This is a genomic window from Nonomuraea terrae, from assembly GCF_044465245.1.
Taxonomy (GTDB): Bacteria; Actinomycetota; Actinomycetes; order Streptosporangiales; family Streptosporangiaceae; genus Nonomuraea; species Nonomuraea terrae.
Genome location: NZ_JBITLL010000003.1, coordinates 988,533 through 1,004,973, shown reverse-complemented (window position 1 = coordinate 1,004,973; position 16,441 = coordinate 988,533). Strand labels below are relative to the sequence as shown.

At 69.9% G+C, this 16,441-nt stretch carries 12 protein-coding genes; 6 read left to right on the top strand and 6 right to left on the bottom strand.

All coding sequences use genetic code 11. The features are described from left to right. Positions 1-224 precede the first annotated feature (224 nt). Positions 225-1,517: an ABC transporter substrate-binding protein gene (locus ACIBP6_RS17095; protein WP_397053094.1), complete on the top strand. Its 1,293-nt coding sequence runs from the start codon at positions 225-227 to the stop codon at positions 1,515-1,517. A gap of 88 nt (positions 1,518-1,605) precedes the next feature. Here ACIBP6_RS17095 and ACIBP6_RS17090 read toward each other — a convergent pair whose 3' ends face one another. The 6 genes from ACIBP6_RS17090 to ACIBP6_RS17065 form a co-directional block, all read right to left on the bottom strand. Further along, complete coding sequence (locus ACIBP6_RS17090; RefSeq protein ID WP_397053092.1) at positions 1,606-2,010, bottom strand: hypothetical protein; 405 nt, start codon at positions 2,008-2,010, stop codon at positions 1,606-1,608. Positions 2,011-2,067: 57 nt separating this feature from the next. After that, positions 2,068-2,862, bottom strand: a complete 795-nt coding sequence (locus tag ACIBP6_RS17085) for an ABC transporter ATP-binding protein (RefSeq protein WP_132614233.1) — start codon at positions 2,860-2,862, stop codon at positions 2,068-2,070. Then, complete coding sequence (locus ACIBP6_RS17080; protein WP_397053090.1) at positions 2,859-3,809, bottom strand: ABC transporter ATP-binding protein; 951 nt, start codon at positions 3,807-3,809, stop codon at positions 2,859-2,861. The genes ACIBP6_RS17085 and ACIBP6_RS17080 overlap by 4 nt, the downstream gene beginning before the upstream one ends. Further along, positions 3,799-4,797 carry a branched-chain amino acid ABC transporter permease gene (locus ACIBP6_RS17075; protein ID WP_132614237.1) on the bottom strand — a complete coding sequence of 333 codons (999 nt, stop codon included), beginning with the start codon at positions 4,795-4,797 and terminating at the stop codon, positions 3,799-3,801. Before ACIBP6_RS17075 ends, ACIBP6_RS17080 begins: the two co-directional genes overlap by 11 nt. Before the next feature lie 17 nt (positions 4,798-4,814). Next, positions 4,815-5,894 carry a branched-chain amino acid ABC transporter permease gene (locus ACIBP6_RS17070; RefSeq protein WP_397053088.1) on the bottom strand — a complete coding sequence of 360 codons (1,080 nt, stop codon included), beginning with the start codon at positions 5,892-5,894 and terminating at the stop codon, positions 4,815-4,817. A gap of 610 nt (positions 5,895-6,504) precedes the next feature. Beyond that, positions 6,505-6,849: a PaaI family thioesterase gene (locus ACIBP6_RS17065; RefSeq protein ID WP_397053412.1), complete on the bottom strand. Its 345-nt coding sequence runs from the start codon at positions 6,847-6,849 to the stop codon at positions 6,505-6,507. Positions 6,850-6,980: 131 nt separating this feature from the next. Between ACIBP6_RS17065 and polA the strand changes: the two genes are divergently transcribed. The 5 genes from polA to ACIBP6_RS17040 all read left to right on the top strand — a co-directional run bounded on the left by polA (position 6,981) and on the right by ACIBP6_RS17040 (position 16,421). Next, positions 6,981-9,671 (top strand): DNA polymerase I, encoded by a 2,691-nt coding sequence (gene polA / locus ACIBP6_RS17060; RefSeq protein WP_397053086.1) that lies wholly within the window; start codon positions 6,981-6,983, stop codon positions 9,669-9,671. Positions 9,672-10,163: 492 nt separating this feature from the next. Further along, positions 10,164-11,648, top strand: coding sequence for a 30S ribosomal protein S1 (gene rpsA, locus ACIBP6_RS17055; RefSeq protein WP_397053084.1), 1,485 nt, complete (start codon positions 10,164-10,166; stop codon positions 11,646-11,648). Positions 11,649-11,759: 111 nt separating this feature from the next. Beyond that, positions 11,760-12,887 carry an epoxide hydrolase family protein gene (locus ACIBP6_RS17050; protein ID WP_397053082.1) on the top strand — a complete coding sequence of 376 codons (1,128 nt, stop codon included), beginning with the start codon at positions 11,760-11,762 and terminating at the stop codon, positions 12,885-12,887. Positions 12,888-14,421: 1,534 nt separating this feature from the next. Then, positions 14,422-15,951 (top strand): hypothetical protein, encoded by a 1,530-nt coding sequence (locus ACIBP6_RS17045; RefSeq protein ID WP_397053080.1) that lies wholly within the window; start codon positions 14,422-14,424, stop codon positions 15,949-15,951. Between the two features lie 17 nt (positions 15,952-15,968). Beyond that, entirely contained in the window at positions 15,969-16,421 is a 453-nt protein-coding gene (locus ACIBP6_RS17040) for a GNAT family N-acetyltransferase (protein ID WP_397053410.1), read from the top strand. Positions 16,422-16,441 lie beyond the last annotated feature (20 nt).

The following is a 16,441-nucleotide window of genomic DNA, read 5'->3' as shown; positions in this document are numbered from 1 at the left end:
GCCACCGCTGCCAGAAGGACGCACATCCGCTTCACCCACCGCAGATTAAGCCTCCTTCCCCCAGGTCCGTAAGTTGAGGACTGATTACGACTCCGCATCCAAGTGCCGACAGTTCCTCTCCGCATCTAGTTCGAGTACCCAGCAATTTTGTACGTTTCCGTCATTCGATCGGGAACGCTCGGCGGTGCTGACGGATCCCGGCCTGGAAATGAAGGAGACACTTCATGATCCGCATTGCTCCCGTGGGACGGGCGCTGGCTGTCGTGGCTGCCACGAGCCTTGCCCTGACAGCCTGCGGTGGTGGCGGCGACACCGCCACGCAGACTTCACAGAGTGCCGCGCCGGCCTCGTCGGCGCCCGCCGCCAAGGGTGACGGCACGCTGACCCTCGGAACGCTGCTGCCCCAGACCGGTTCGCTGGCGTTCCTCGGCCCGCCTGAGTTCGCGGGTGTGGACCTCGCGCTCAAGGAGATCAACGAGGCCGGAGGCGTGCTCGGCAAGCCGGTGGTGAAGCACGACACCGACTCGGGCGACACGACCACGAACATCGCCTCGCAGTCGGTGGACAAGCTGCTGGCGCAGAAGGCCGACGCCGTCATCGGCGCCGCCTCCTCGTCGGTGTCGGAGTCGGTGATCGACAAGATCACCGGCGCGGGCGTGGTGCACTTCTCGCCGGCCAACACCTCCGACAAGTTCACCACGATCGCCGACAAGGGCCTGTACTTCCGTACCGCGCCGCCGGACCAGCTCCAGGGCCGCGTCCTCGGCGACCTGGTCGTCGCCGACGGCAACGACACCGTCGCGATCTTCGCGATGCAGGACTCGTACGGCACCGGCCTGGCCGACCAGGTCCAGAAGACCATCACCGAGGGCGGCGGTCAGGTGGTCGATCGCGTCGACTACGACCCGAAGGCCGTCGACTTCTCCGCCGACGTCGCCCGGATCAAGTCCACCAACCCCAAGGGCATCATCCTGATCGGCTTCGAGGAGACCCTCAAGGTCGTGCAGGAACTGGTCAAGCAGGGCCTGCCCGCCGACAAGCACAAGTGGTACATGGTGGACGGCAACATGTCGAACACCAACTACAAGGAGCTGCCCAAGGGCACGCTGACGGGCGTCAAGGGCACCTACCCCGGCGCCGCGGCTCCGGAGGAGTTCCGGCAGGCGCTCATGGAGATCGACCCCGAGCTCGAGGACTTCACCTACGCTCCCGAGTCCTACGACGCGGCGAACCTGATCGCGCTGGCGGCCGAGGCCGCCAAGAGCGACGCGGGCGTCGACATCGCCGGCAAGCTGATGGACGTCAGCAAGGGCGGCGAGAAGTGCACCAACTTCAAGGAGTGCGTCGACCTGCTGAAGGCCGGCACGGACATCGACTACGACGGCATCAGCGGTCCGATCGAGTTCAACGACGCCGGTGACCCCGCCACCGCCACCATCGGCATCTACCAGTACGGCGACGACAACACCTACCCGGTGAAGGCACTGGAGTACCGCACCGGCAACATCGCCGGCTGACGACTCACCGCCGAACACCTCAAGGGCCCGGTCACCGCGACCGGGCCCTTTCCCCTGTCCGGTCCCCTGTCCGGTCCGCTGTCCGGAGTCACCGCGGGCAACCCGCCACGATCCGGTCGGCCGCCGCCCGGTACCGCTTGAGCAGCGCCACCTGCCGCTCGTGCGGCACGTCGCTCCTGGACAGTCCCCGGGTGGTCGTCTCGACGGCCTGTACGGCGTCCTGCAGCGCCCCGGGCAGCCGGCCGCCGAACTCCTGCGTGGTGCCGCGCACCTCGGCCACACGGCCGAGCACGGCGTCCTCGAAGTCCTGCCGCTCCTCCTCGCCCTTCGGCTCCAGCAGCTGGTCGGCGTACCCGATGATGGAGACCACGCGGGCGCAGGGGTTGTCGGTGGGATCGCCGCCGGTGCTGTACTTCCGCGCCGAGGAGGCGTCCTCCTGGCAGCCGGCGAGCAGGACGGGCAGGATCAGCGCCACGATCGCGAAACGGTTCACACCAGACAGTGAAAACGAAGAAGGGGCCTCCTGGGGAGGCCCCTTCCCGATCTCTCGTTACGCCTTGGCGAGCGTGCCGAGATACAGCTGGATCACCTTGGGGTCGTCGGCGAGCTGCTTGCCGGTGCCGGTGTAGGCGTTGCGGCCCTGGTCGAGCACGTAACCGCGGTGGCAGATCTGCAGGCAGCGCCGCGCGTTCTGCTCCACCATGATCACGGTCACGCCGGCCTTGTTGATCTGCTGGGCCTGGATGAAGACCAGGTCCTGCAGCTTCGGCGACAGACCGGCCGACGGCTCGTCGAGCAGCAGCACCGACGGCTCGGTCATCAGGGCCCTGGCCATCGCCACCATCTGCCGCTCACCGCCGGACAGCGAGCCGGCGCGCTGCTTGCGCCGCTCCTTGAGCGCGGGGAACAGCTCGGCCACGAACTCGAAGCGCTCCTTGAACTTCCCCGGCACCTGGAAGGCGCCCATCTCGAGGTTCTCCTCGATGGTGAGGCTGGGGAAGACGTTGTTGGTCTGCGGCACGTAGCCGACACCGCGGGAGACCAGCGAGTGGGCCTTCATGTTCGTGATGTTCTCACCCTTGAGCAGCACCGTGCCGCTGCGGATGGTGACCAGCCCGAACATGGCCTTCAGCAGCGTCGACTTGCCGGCGCCGTTGGGGCCGATGATGCCGATCAGCTCGCCCTCTTTGACGTAGAGGTCGGAGCCGTTGAGGATGTTGACGCCCGGCAGGTAGCCCGCGATCAGCTCGTCGCAGCGCAGCACCGCGTCCTTGGCGCCCTCCAGGTGGGCGCTGCGGTCGGTGACGGCCTGTTTCGACTGGACCGGCTCTTCTGCGCTGCTCACTTCTGCGTCTCCTCTTCGATCTCGGCCTCCAGCGCGGCCTCGGCGTCGTGCAGCTGCGCCTCCAGCTCGCTCTCCGACAGGGGCGCGTCGTGGTGGGCGCCGAGGTAGGCGTCGATCACGCGCTCGTCGGACATGATCGTCGAGGGCGGGCCCTCGGCGATGACCGTGCCCTGCGCCATGACGATCACCCAGTCGCTGATGTCGCGGACCATGTCCATGTCGTGCTCCACGAAGAGCACCGTCATGCCCTGCTCGCGCAGGTCCTTGACGTGGCCGAGCAGCGACTGGGTCAGCGCCGGGTTGACGCCGGCCATCGGCTCGTCGAGCATGACCAGCTCGGGCTGCACCATGAGCGCGCGGGCCATCTCCAGGAGCTTGCGCTGGCCGCCGGACAGCGACCCGGCGAAGTCGTCGCGCTTGGCGTCGAGCTTGAAGCGGGCCAGCAGCTCCTCGGCCCGCTCGGTGATCTCGGCCTCCTGGCGGCGCCAGGCGCCCGGGATGAGGGCCCGCCAGAAGTTCTCGCCCTTCTGGTGCTGGGCGCCCAGGCGCATGTTCTCCAGCACCGTGAGCCGCGACAGGGCCTTGGTGAGCTGGAACGTGCGCACCATGCCGCGCCTGGCCACCTTGTGCGCCGGGACGCCGTTCATCGGCTTGCCGTTGAACGTCCACGCGCCCGAGTCGGCGGTGTCGAAGCCGGTGAGCTGGTTGAAGAACGTCGTCTTGCCCGCGCCGTTGGGGCCGATCAGCGCGGTGATCGAGCCGCGCTGGACCTCCACGTGCTTGACGTCGACCGCGGTGAGACCGCCGAACCGGCGCACCACGTCGTCCACGACCAGGATCGGGTCGGGCTTGGGCACGCCGGGATCGCGCGCCATGTCCTTGAAGACGGCCTCGGCGGCGGCCCTGCGGTCGATGGCCGCGGTCGCGCCGGTGGTTTCAGCGTGCATCGATTGCGATCTCCCTCTTGTCGCCGAAGATGCCCTGTGGCCGGAAGACGAGCAACAGGATGAGGCCGAGACCGACGAAGACGTACCGCAGGGCGCCGGCCTGGCTGGTGTCGATGAAGGTGATGACGCCGGCCGCGACCGCCTCGCTCAGGGTGCCGTTGAGCAGGACGAGCAGCACCCAGAACAGCATCGCCCCGATGACCGGGCCGAACACGCGCGCGGCCCCGCCCAGGATGACCATCGTGTAGAGGAAGAACGTGGTCTCCGTGCCGAAGACGTCCGGCTGCACCGAGCCGTAGGCCAGGCCGTACACGAAGCCGCCGAGGCAGCCGATGACGCCGCCCAGGACGAGCGACTGCATCTTGTACGAGAAGACGTTCTTGCCGAGGCTGCGCACGGCGTCCTCGTCCTCGCGGATGGCCTTGAGCACGCGGCCCCACGGGCTCTTCATCAGCAGGAAGACGATGAAGCAGCACAGGGCGATGAGCAGCCAGCCGACGACCATGACCCACAGCTGCCAGTGCGGGAAGAAGATCGGGATCGGCCCGAGGTTGAAGCCGTAGTCACCTTCGGGGAAGGGGTTGAGCGCCTGGAAGCCGCCGCTGAAGCCGCGCTGCCCGTCGGAGCCGCCGAAGATGTCCTTGAAGGCCACCGAGCGGAACACCAGCCGGATGATCTCGGCCACGGCGATGGTGACGATGGCCAGGTAGTCGGCCCGCAGGTGCAGCGTGGGGATGCCCATGAGCAGCGCCAGGATCGCCGCGGCCACCAGGCCGATGACGATGCCCACCCAGAACGGCAGGCCCATGACGGTGACGGTGACGGCCAGGCCGTAACCGGCCACGGCCATGAACGCCGCCTGGCCGAAGTTGAGCAGGCCGGTGTAGCCGAAGTGGATGTTGATGCCGATCGCGGCGAGCGCGTACAGCACGGTCTCCACGCCGACGGCCGACTTGATGGTGGTGCTGAAGATCGTGATCCAGTCCATTGATGACCCTCCCCCGGTCAGCCGATTCGCTCACGGCGGCCCAGGATGCCCTGGGGCCGGACGAGGAGCACGATGATGAGCACAGCCAGGGCGCCGACGCTCTTGAGCTCCGGCGGCACCCACAGCGTGGACACCTGGATGAACAGGCCCACCACGAGGGAGCCCACCAGGGCGCCGAACGCGGTGCCGAGGCCGCCGAGGGTCACGCCGGCGAAGATGAGCAGCAGGATGTCCTGGCCCATCGTGTACTTGAGGTTCTGCGAGAGCCCCAGCATGATGCCGGCCAGCGCGGCGATGGCCGCGCCGACGGTCCAGATGATCCTGATCACGCCGTCGACGTTGATGCCGGACGACGACGCGAGCGCGGGGTTGTCGGCCACGGCGCGGGCCGCCTTGCCGGTGCGGGTGCGCAGCAGCGCGATGCCCACGACGACCAGCACCAGCAGCTCGATGCCCATGGCGACGAGGTTCTTGGGAGCGGCGGAGATCGGCCCGATCTCGATGCCCGGCTGCGCGGTGTACTGGGCGTACGACTCGGTCTGCGGGCTGAAGAGGATCAGGTACATGTACCGCAGGAAGAGCGCCACACCGATGGAGATGATCATCATGGCGACGGTGCCGGTGCCGCGCCTGCGCAGCTGGCCCCAGAAGAAGCGGTCCTGGCCGTAGCCGAGGATCCCGGCGAGGATCACCGCGCAGACGGCCGCGGGGATCAGATGGAGCCCGAACCCCACGTTGAACGCGTAGGCCAGGATCGCGCCGAGCGTGACGAGCTCGCCGTGGGCGAAGTTCGTCAGGCCGGTGGTGCCGTAGATCAGCGACAGGCCGAGAGCGGCCAGCGCGATGATCAGGCCGAGGTTGAGTCCCTCGAAGGTGAGCTGGGCGGCCTGGGTCCAGAACGAGCTGCTCCCGCCGGCCTCATCGCCCTGCTGCTGACCCGCGGCGCCCTTGGCCTGCAGGGCGAACAGGACCGAGGAGCAGTTGCCCTCGTAGACGGTCGGCGTGCGGACGTTGTTGCCACCCCGGACCTCGGTGTTCTGGGGAAGGCTGGCGGGATCCAGGGTGACCCGGTACCGCCCTGGGTCTTCGACTTGCACGTCCCAGGCGCCTTGTGCGTTGCTGGTGACCGTTTCGACGGGTTGTCCGCCCTCGGTCGACACGGCGATCCTGGCGCCGTTCACTGGCTGGCCTTGGAATGTGAGTGTTCCCCTCAGACCCTGACAGTCGGCGGGATCCGCATGAGCGGGGCCGACCAGCAGGAAGACGAGTCCACCCAAGAAGGCCGTGAACGCGATCACGGCTCTGCGCAATGGTGCTCCCTCAAGTAGGTCAAGGCGGGGTTGTGCCCCTCCATCTCGACGCGCGCGCATCGCAGGCACAACTGGGATGCAATGGCGGGAGCTTATTCGTGATACGCCCGTTTAAGTATCGTTCGTCACCAATTAGTGACATGTGTGTGTCACGGATGTGAGCAAATAACGGGCCTGGTCAGGGGCTAAATCACCGATGACGCCTGGCATTGCGCATAACGGATCGACAACGATCGCAGAGAATTGAGGACGAGCCCGCGGGTCTGCCGTTGGGGCCGTGCAAGGCTTCCCAGCCGTTGCACGTTTTCTACTGAGCCTCCCCGCGGGCTCCGGCCTGGCACCACCGTAGCGACCGGCGGGGGTGAGGCGCAAAGGGAGAGCGCAGGCGCGTAGGGGGTCAGCGGTCGCGCAACATGCAGGTGAGGCGGGAGGTGCAGACGAGGCGTCCCTGGTCGTCGGTGATCTCGATGGCGTACGTCGCCAGCGTCCGCCCGCCGTGCAGCCGCGTCGCCACGCCCGTCACGTGGCCGGAGGTCGCGGAGCGGTGATGGGTGGCGTTGATCTCGATGCCCACGGCGATGCGTTCGGGACCGGCGTGGATGGCCGCGCCCACCGAACCCAGCGTCTCGGCCAGTACCGCCGACGCTCCGCCGTGCAGCAGCCCGTACGGCTGGGTGTTGCCCTCGACCGGCATCCGGCCCACGACCCGCTCCGGGCCGGCCTCGAGGAACTCGATGCCCATGCGGTCGGCCAGGGTGTCGCGGTGCAGGTCGCCGAAGATCGAGAGATCCACGGGGTTGGTCTGCGTCAAGGGGACGCCTCCACTCTTCCGAGCTCGGGTTTTCTGTCGGAGAGGCAGACTAGGCTGCGGGTGTGCCGAAGAGTGAAGTGACCCCCAGCCGCCCGTGCCTGTTGCTGCTCGACGGGCATTCGCTGGCCTACCGTGCGTTCTACGCGCTGAAAGACGCCAACCTGATGACCACCGACGGTCAGCACACCGAGGCGGTCTACGGGTTCACCTCGATGTTGACCAACATCCTGCGTGACGAGCAGCCGACGCACGTGGCGGTGGCCTTCGACCGGTCGGAGCCGACGTTCCGCCACGAGGAGTACGCCGACTACAAGGCCAACAGGAGCGAGACCCCGGAAGACTTCCGCGGTCAGATGCAGCTCATCTACGAGCTGCTCGACACGCTGCGCGTCCCGCGCCTGTCCAAGGCCGGCTTCGAGGCCGACGACCTCATCGCCACCCTCGCCACCCGCGCGGCCGCCGACGGCATGAACGTCCTGATCGTCACCGGCGACCGCGACGCCCTGCAGCTGGTCAACGAGCATGTCACCGTCCTGATGACCCGGCGCGGCATCAGCGACATGACCCGGTTCACCCCCGAGGCGGTACAGGAGAAGTACGGCCTCACCCCGGAGCAGTATCCCGACTTCGCGGCGCTGCGCGGCGACCCCAGCGACAACCTGCTGAGCATCCCGAGCGTGGGGGAGAAGACCGCCGCCAAGTGGGTGCGCGAATACGGCTCCCTGACCGCCCTCGTCGACCGGGTCGACGAGGTCAAGGGCAAGGTCGGCGACAAGCTGCGCGAGCACGTCGCCCAGGTCCTGATGAACCGCCGGCTCACCGAGCTGCTGCGCGACGTCCCGATCGACGTCGAGCTCGGCGACCTGCGGCAGGGCACGTGGGAGCGCGAGGAGATCAACAAGCTGTTCGACACCCTGCAGATCCGCGGCGAGCTGCGCGAGCGGGTGTTCAAGGTGCTCGGCACCGCCGAGCAGGAGCCCGACCAGGGCTTCGAGGTCGAGACCGTGCTGCTCGGCCCCGACCGGGTCGCCGGCTGGCTGGCCGCGCTGCCCGAGGGCCGCGCCGGGCTCGCCTTCCGCGGCGTCTACGGCAGCGGCACCGGCCGCATCGACGGCATCGCCGTCGCCTCGCCCGACGGCACGGCCGCCCACATCGACCCCGTCAAGCTCACCGAGGCCGACGAGGCCGCGCTGCGGGCCTGGCTGGGCGACGACGCCAAGCCCAAGGCCGTCCACGACGCCAAGGGGCCCATCCTGGCGCTCTGGGCGCAGGGCATGGAGCTGCGCGGGCTGAGCTGCGACACCGCGCTGGCCGCCTACCTCGCGCTGCCGGGCCAGCGCACGTTCGCCCTCGAAGACCTGGCCAGGCGTTACCTCAACCGCGACCTGCGGGCAGAAGAGGCGCCCAGCGGGCAGGCCGCGCTGTTCGGCGACGACGAGGACGCCCCGGCCAAGGACCTCGCGCTGCGCGCCCACGCCGTGCGCGAGCTGGCCGACGCCCTCGAGACCTTCCTGGCCGGGCGCGGCGGCACCCAGTTGCTCGGTGACGTCGAGCTGCCGCTGCTGTCGGTGCTGGCCGAGATGGAGCGGGCCGGCATCGCCGTCGACAGCGAATACCTCGCCGGCCTGGAGGCCGAGTTCGGCGCCGCGGTCAAGCACGCCGTGGAGGAGGCCCACCGCTCGGTCGGCGAGCAGTTCAACCTGGGCTCGCCCAAGCAGCTGCAGGAGATCCTCTTCGTCCGGCTCAACCTGCCCAAGACGAAGAAGATCAAGACCGGCTACAGCACCGACGCCGACCAGCTCGCCTGGCTCGCCGCCCAGACCGAGCACGAGCTGCCCACGATCATGCTGCGCCACCGCGACCAGCAGAAGCTGCGCACCACGGTGGAGGGGCTGATCAAGGAGATCGCCGACGACGGGCGCATCCACACCACCTTCAACCAGATCATCGCGGCCACGGGCCGGCTGTCGTCGGAGAAGCCCAACCTGCAGAACATCCCGATCCGCACCGCCGAGGGCCGTCGCATCCGGCAGGGCTTCGTCGTCGGCGAGGGCTACGAGACGCTGCTGACCGCCGACTACAGCCAGATCGAGCTGCGGATCATGGCTCACCTGTCGGGCGACGAGTCGCTGATCGAGGCCTTCGAGTCGGGCCACGACTTCCACCAGGCCACCGCGGCGCGGGTCTTCGACCTGCCGCCCGAGCAGATCGACGGCGAGCTGCGGGCCCGGATCAAGGCGATGAACTACGGCCTGGCCTACGGCCTGTCCGACTTCGGCCTGTCCGGGCAGCTCAACATCCCGGTGGCCGAGGCTCGGGCGCTGAAGGAGGAGTACTTCCAGGAGTTCGGCGGCGTACGCGACTTCCTGCACGCCATCGTCTCCCAGGCCCGCACCGACGGCTACACCGAGACGATCATGGGCCGCCGCCGCTACCTGCCCGACCTCACCAGCGACAACCGCCAGCGCCGCGAGATGGCCGAGCGGATGGCGCTCAACGCCCCGATCCAGGGCTCGGCCGCCGACATCATCAAGGTCGCCATGCTCAACGTCCGGCGGGCGCTGGGCGAGGAGGGGCTGGCCTCGCGGATGCTGCTGCAGGTCCACGACGAGCTGGTGTTCGAGGTGGCGCCGGGCGAGCTGGAGCCGCTCAGGCAGCTCGTGTGCGACCAGATGAACGCCGCCTACCACCTGAGGGTGCCCCTGGAGGTCTCCGTGGGCGTCGGCCGTACGTGGGAGGACGCCGGCCACTGAGCGCAGCACACGCCTCCTGACGGGAGGCTGCCCAGAGGGCCGGGGGAGGGCCGCGCGCTATGGTTCTCGCCGGCGTGCCGCTCGGCGGGGCGCGTCCCTTTCGCCCAACGGGAAAATCTGGACCCCCTGGATTCGTCCGGGTGTCCGGAGCGACGGTGCGAGGGGGAGCGCCCGTCCACCGAGCCGGCAACCCCTGCTGGAGTGGACGGATGCCGCCGGCGGGCCGGAGCGATCGACGGGCCGGATGAGCCGCGGGGTAATATCATTCCCAAGTGAGGGCTCCAGGTCTTCCCGTACTGAACCCTCCCCGGATTGACCCCGTGGCGATCGTCTCATATGCTGATCGCTGCGCTGTGGGCTCGCGCGCGCCTCAGACGGAGCGGGCTCGCGCTCGGTCACGTCGATGTCGTAATTCCTCGGCTTGATGCGGAAGAGGGCCTGCCGCGCGTCCGCCACATCGACATCCTGTCCGCGTTCGGAGCAATTCCACACATGACGTCCAGCACTGAGGCCACCTCGAGCACCCCGCAGGTAGCGGTCAACGACATCGGGTCCGAGGAAGCCTTCCTCGCGGCGATCGACGAGACCATCAAGTACTTCAACGACGGCGACATCGTCGAGGGCACCGTCGTCAAGGTCGATCGAGACGAGGTTCTTCTCGATATCGGCTACAAGACCGAGGGTGTCATCCCCTCGCGTGAGCTTTCCATCAAGCACGATGTCGATCCCGCTGACGTCGTGGAGGTCGGGGAGCACGTCGAAGCCCTGGTTCTCCAGAAGGAGGACAAAGAGGGCCGCCTGATCCTGTCCAAGAAGCGGGCTCAGTACGAGCGCGCCTGGGGCACGATCGAGAAGATCAAGGACGAGGACGGCATCGTCACCGGCACCGTCATCGAGGTCGTCAAGGGTGGTCTCATCCTCGACATCGGCCTGCGTGGCTTCCTCCCGGCGTCCCTGGTGGAGATGCGTCGCGTCCGCGACCTGCAGCCGTACGTCGGCCGTGAGCTCGAGGCGAAGATCATCGAGCTCGACAAGAACCGCAACAACGTGGTTCTGTCGCGCCGCGCCTGGCTCGAGCAGACGCAGTCCGAGGTTCGCCAGACGTTCCTCAACACCCTCCAGAAGGGTCAGGTCCGCAAGGGCGTCGTCTCCTCGATCGTCAACTTCGGCGCCTTCGTCGACCTCGGTGGGGTCGACGGCCTGGTCCACGTGTCCGAGCTGTCCTGGAAGCACATCGACCACCCGTCCGAGGTGGTCGAGGTCGGCCAGGAGGTCACGGTCGAGGTCCTCGACGTCGACATGGAGCGCGAGCGCGTCTCCCTGTCGCTCAAGGCCACTCAGGAAGACCCGTGGCAGCAGTTCGCCCGCACCCACCAGATCGGCCAGGTCGTGCCGGGCCGCGTCACCAAGCTGGTGCCGTTCGGCGCGTTCGTCCGGGTCGAGGAGGGCATCGAGGGCCTGGTCCACATCTCCGAGCTGGCCGAGCGCCACGTGGAGATCCCGGAGCAGGTCGTCCAGGTCGGCGACGAGATCTTCGTCAAGATCATCGACATCGACCTCGACCGTCGTCGCATCAGCCTCTCGCTGAAGCAGGCCAACGAGGGCGTCGGCACCGAGGTCGAGTTCGACCCGACGCTGTACGGCATGGCGGCCACCTACGACGACCAGGGCAACTACATCTACCCCGAGGGCTTCGACCCCGAGACGGGTGAATGGCTCGAGGGCTTCGACAAGCAGCGTGAGGAGTGGGAGCGGCAGTACGCCGAGGCCCAGCAGCGCTTCGAGGCTCACCGCAAGCAGATCGAGGAGGCCCGCAAGGCCGAGGCGGAGGCCGGCGAGGCCGCTCCCTCGTCCTACACCGGCGAGACCCAGCCCCAGCAGGGTGGCGGCTCGTCGTCGGCTCCGGCCAGCGGCGCGCTCGCCTCTGACGAGGCGCTCGCGGCTCTGCGCGAGAAGCTCGCGGGCGGCCAGAGCTGAGGTCTTCCAGGACTGGCTGAGGTTCGCTGAAGGCCCCGCACGGGAAATCCGTGCGGGGCCTTTCGCATGCGCGGAACGAGCTCTTCCGCGTTGCCGCCTAGCCTCGCGGGCATGATCACACCTTTCCGCATCGACATCCCGCAGGCCGACCTCGACGAGCTGCGGGAACGCCTGCGGCGTACCCGATGGGCGGGGCAGCTGCCCGGCGGGTGGAGCAGGGGCGTTCCCGTGGGCTACCTGCGCGAGCTGGCCGCCTACTGGGCCGACGGGTTCGACTGGCGGGCGCAGGAGGCCAGGCTGAACGCGTTCGCGCAGTACACCACCGACATCGACGGCCAGACCGTCCACTTCCTGCACGTGCGCTCGCCGGAGCCGGACGCCCTGCCGCTGCTCCTGACCCACAGCTGGCCCAGCTCCGTCGCCGAGTTCCTGGACGTCATCGGGCCGCTCACCGACCCGCGCGGTCACGGGCTCGACCCCGGCGTCGCCTTCCACGTGGTGGCGCCCTCGCTGCCCGGGTTCGCCTTCTCGTCGTTCCCCGAGCCCGCCGACGAGCGGCCGTGGAGCATCGACCGGGTGGCCCGCACCTGGGCGGAGCTGATGCGCCGGCTCGGGTACGAGCGTTACGGCGCGCACGGCAACGACGCCGGAGCCCTGGTCACGTCGCGCCTGGCCGCGCTGGACCCCGAGCACGTCGTCGGCTCGCTCATCACGGGCGGGCTCGGGTACCCCACGGGCGATCCCGCCGAGCTGGAGGGGCTGAGCGAGGAGGACCGCGCCACGCTGGCCGAGATGAGCGCCTGGATGACCGGGGGCAGCGGATACGGGCCCTACCTGGCCGCCCGGCCGCAGACGCTCGCGTACGGGTTCGCCGACTCGCCGGTGGCGCAGCTGGCGTACCTGGTGGAGCGGTTCAAGGAGTTCGACGGGTGGGGATCGGAGAAGGAGCCCGTCGAGCGTGACCTGGTGCTCACGAACGCCGGCCTCTACTGGCTGACCGGGACCGGCGGGTCGTCGTCGTGGACGTACTACGAGGGGGCGGCCGGGCTGCCGGTCGACCAGCGCGCCGTGCCGACCGGGGTGACGCACGGCGGGCCCGCGGTGCTGCGCCGGATCGCCGAGCGCGGCAACGACATCGTCTACTGGGGGGACTTCTCCAGCCCCAGCCACATGGTGGCCATGGCGGCGCCGGACACGGTGGTGGCGGGCATCCGTACCTTTTTCCGGATGATTCGCTGACGTCGGCGAAGATTTTACGTGAGGGTCTTTGCAACCCTGTGACCTGCGCGGTAGCGCGCTGGGACACTGCTGGCGTGCGCTGCCGGTAGCGACTCCCAGGGGCGATGCAGTGAGTGTGGTTCAGCGAGTCATCCCGGTGACGGCCGCCCTGGCCGTTTTCGCCACAACCGTTTCCGAGGCATCGGATGCGGGAGCCTGGCACCGGCCTACGGGCGGCCTGGCGTCGCAGCGGCTCGTACCCGCCGCGCCGGAGCTCGGCCCCGGCGCACCCGTCATCGCGCCCGGCTGGCCGATCCTCGGCCGAGCACCGGCGGGCACCGGACCTTCTGCCCCGCCCCCTGACGCAGGCCGCCCTGGCGCTTCGGGAACCGGCGCTTCCGGAACTGGTGCTTCCGGGCCTGGTGCTTCCGGGCCTGGTGCTTCCGGGCCTGGTGCTTCCGGGCCTGGTGCTTCCGGGCCTGGTGCTTCCGGAACCGGTGCTTCCGGAACCGGCGCCTCAGGAAGCGGGGCTCTCGGAAGCGGTGCGCCGCTCGGAACTCGCGCTGACGGAGGCGCGGCTCGCGGCATCGGCGTCGGTGAGCTCTTCGCCGGCGGCTCTGGTGCCGGCCCGGCTCGAACCGGTGGGGTCAGCGCCGACGACGTCAGAGCCGCGTTGCTCAGCGCCGTCGGGTCCGGCCGTGACCGGTCCACCGCCGATGCATCCACGACCGGTGAGATTACCCCTGCCGGACCCGATCGCCGCGAACCTTCCGCCCTCCGCCTCGGGTCCCGCGATCCTGCCGCCCTCCGCCTCGGCTCCCGCGATCCTGCCGCCCTCGCCGCCGGCTCCCGCGAATCTTCTGTCCTCGGCCCTGAGCCGGACAGAGCCGAACACGGACGAGGCGGGGTTCCCGCCGGTAGTTCCGAGGAAGACGGACGTGCCGTTGGCGGATCGGGTCGAGGCCGGCTTTCCGCCGGGCGAGATGGAAGCGCCGCCGGGGGATCGGAAATGAGCGGATCCGCCGGCGGATCCGGCCGAAGTGGGGTGTTCGCCGATGGACCCGGGGTGGACGCACACGCCGCCGCTCCATCGGGGACCAGTGGAGCCGCCTCCGGCGAAGCCCGAACCGGTCGTGGTGGGGTTCCGGGGGAGGGCTTTGGAGCTAATCGTGGTGGGGTTCCGGGGGAGGGCTCTGGAGCTGGTCGTGGTGGGGTTCCGGGCGGGGGCTTCGGAGCTGGTCGGGGTGCGGTTCCCGGCAATGGCTCCGGATCCGCCGCTGAAGGGATCGGCGGTGATTCGGGTGAGGGAGACGCCGGTAATCGGTTGGGAGCCGGTGGGGTTGGCCGCGGTGGGGCTCGGGCTGAGGGCGCCGATCCGGGCGGGACGGCCGGTGGAAGCGCGGCCGATCGGATCGGAGATGAGCTGTTCGGCCGTGGCAGGGCCTCCGTCCGGGGATTCAGCGGCGGGACCGGCACCGAGGAAGGCGACAGGACCGGTGGTGTCGAGGAAGGCGGCGGGGCCGACGCCAAGGTAGGCGGCGGTGCTGAGGTCGAGGTGGGCGACAGGACTGGTGGTGTCGAGGAAGGTGGCGGGACCGACGCCAAGGTAGGCGGCGGTGCTGAGGTCGAGGTGGGCGACGGGGCCGGGGGCGAGGAAGGTGGTGCCGGGGCGGTCGTCGGCGGTTCGCTGGGGGAGGATTCGGGGGCGCGTAGTCCGAGTGCGGCGGTGCAGGGGCGGCGGGGGATCGTCTGGCGGGAGTGCGGTGACGAGCTGGAATGCGGGACGTTGTCCGTGCCCGTCGACTGGGCCCGGCCGCGCGGGCTGCGTACCCAGATCGATCTGGCGCGGATGCCCGCGCGCGACCCCTACCGCAGCCTCGGCGCCCTGGTCGTGAACACCGGCGCCCCTTCCACGATCCAGGACGTGCGGGCGCGGCCCGACACCGTCAGCGAGCTCACGCGGTGGTTCGACGTCGTGCTGGTGGAGCCCCGGGGGATCGGTGACCGGGGGAGCCGCGCCATGGTGCGCTGCTCCGTGCCGCCGCCCGACCCCGTGCTCCTCCAGCTGACCCCTGGACGGGCCTCCTGGCGCTCCTACGCCCGACAGAACGCCGCATATGGGAAAAGCTGCCGGATCGCCGCCGGACCCGCCTACGGCGGTCTCACGGCCCGCCAGGTGGCACACGACCTCGACGCCGTGCGCGCCGCGCTCGGCGAGCGGCGGCTGCGCTACTTCGGCAACGGCTACGGCGCCGTCTACGGGCGGGCGTACCTGGAGCTGTTCCCGCGCAGGGTGGAGCGGATGTACCTGGAGGGCGTCCCCGACCTCGGTGAACCGTCCCTGGAACGGCGGGCGACCACCCGGGCGCGCGCGGCCGAACGGCGGCTCGGCCACTTCCGCGACTGGTGCCGCAGCCGCCTCGGCTGCCCGCTCGACGCCGACGCGCCCGCGGTCATCGACGACCTGTACGAGCGCGCGCCCCTGCCCGCCGGACCCGGCCGTACGCTCGACGCCCGCGGCGTGGCGGCCGCCGTGTACGCCGGGCTCGACCCAGGCCGCTGGCCCGAACTCGCCCGCGCCCTGGCGCAGGCCGAGGAGGGCGATGCGGCTGCCCTGGCCGCGATGACGGTCGTGCCGCCACCGGCCGGGCCCGCGACGGTGACCAGGGCGGCTGAGTGCCGCGACTTCGCGCCCGCCGTGCCCGACCACGCGCAGCTCGTGGCGATGGAGGAACGGCTGCGGGCCCTGGCGCCCCGGGTGGGCTGGCTGAGCGCCCGCCACGAGGCCGCCCGCTGCCTCGGGCTGCCCGGCCCGGCGCAGTCTCCCGGCACGCCGCGCCTGACCGGCGCACTGCGCCTGCCCGAGGACGCGTCCGTGCTGATCGGCGTCGGCCGGCTCGACACGGGGGCCGCGCGCGTTCCCGGGGCGGCGGTGCTGCGGCACGGCGACGGCCACGGCGCGTACCTGCTGCAGGGGGTGGCCAAGTTGCGGGCCGCCTGCCTGCGCACCCGCGTGCACGCCTACCTCGTCAACGGGGTCCGGCCGCGCTCCTCCTGTTCCGGCGAGCTGGTCGCCGACCCCTGAGATAGGCTGCCGTGGTGATGATCGAACGGGCCGTCGCGGCCGACGCGGGCGAGATCCTCACGGTGCAGCGGGCCGCGTACGTCAGCGAGGCCCAGCTCTACGGCGACCCGTTCGTCCCGCCGCTGGTGGAGTCGCTGGAGCAGGTCCGCAAGGTCATCGAGGGCGGGGTCGTGCTCAAGGCCGTCGACGGCGGCCGCATCGTGGGCTCGGTGCGCGGCCAGGTCTCCGGCACGACGTGCCGCGTCGGCCGTCTCGTCGTCGCCCCCGACCTCCAGGGCCGGGGCGTCGGCACCGCCCTGCTGGCCGCCCTGCACGAGCAGGTGCCGGAGGCGACGGCGTTCGACCTGTTCACCGGCCACCTGTCCGGCGACAACCTGCGGCTCTACCGGCGGCTCGGCTACCGCGAGACGCACCGCGAGCGGATGGACGACCACCTGACGCTCGTGCATCTGCGGATGAGCCCCCGCTGACGCGTACCGGATCCGCGGAT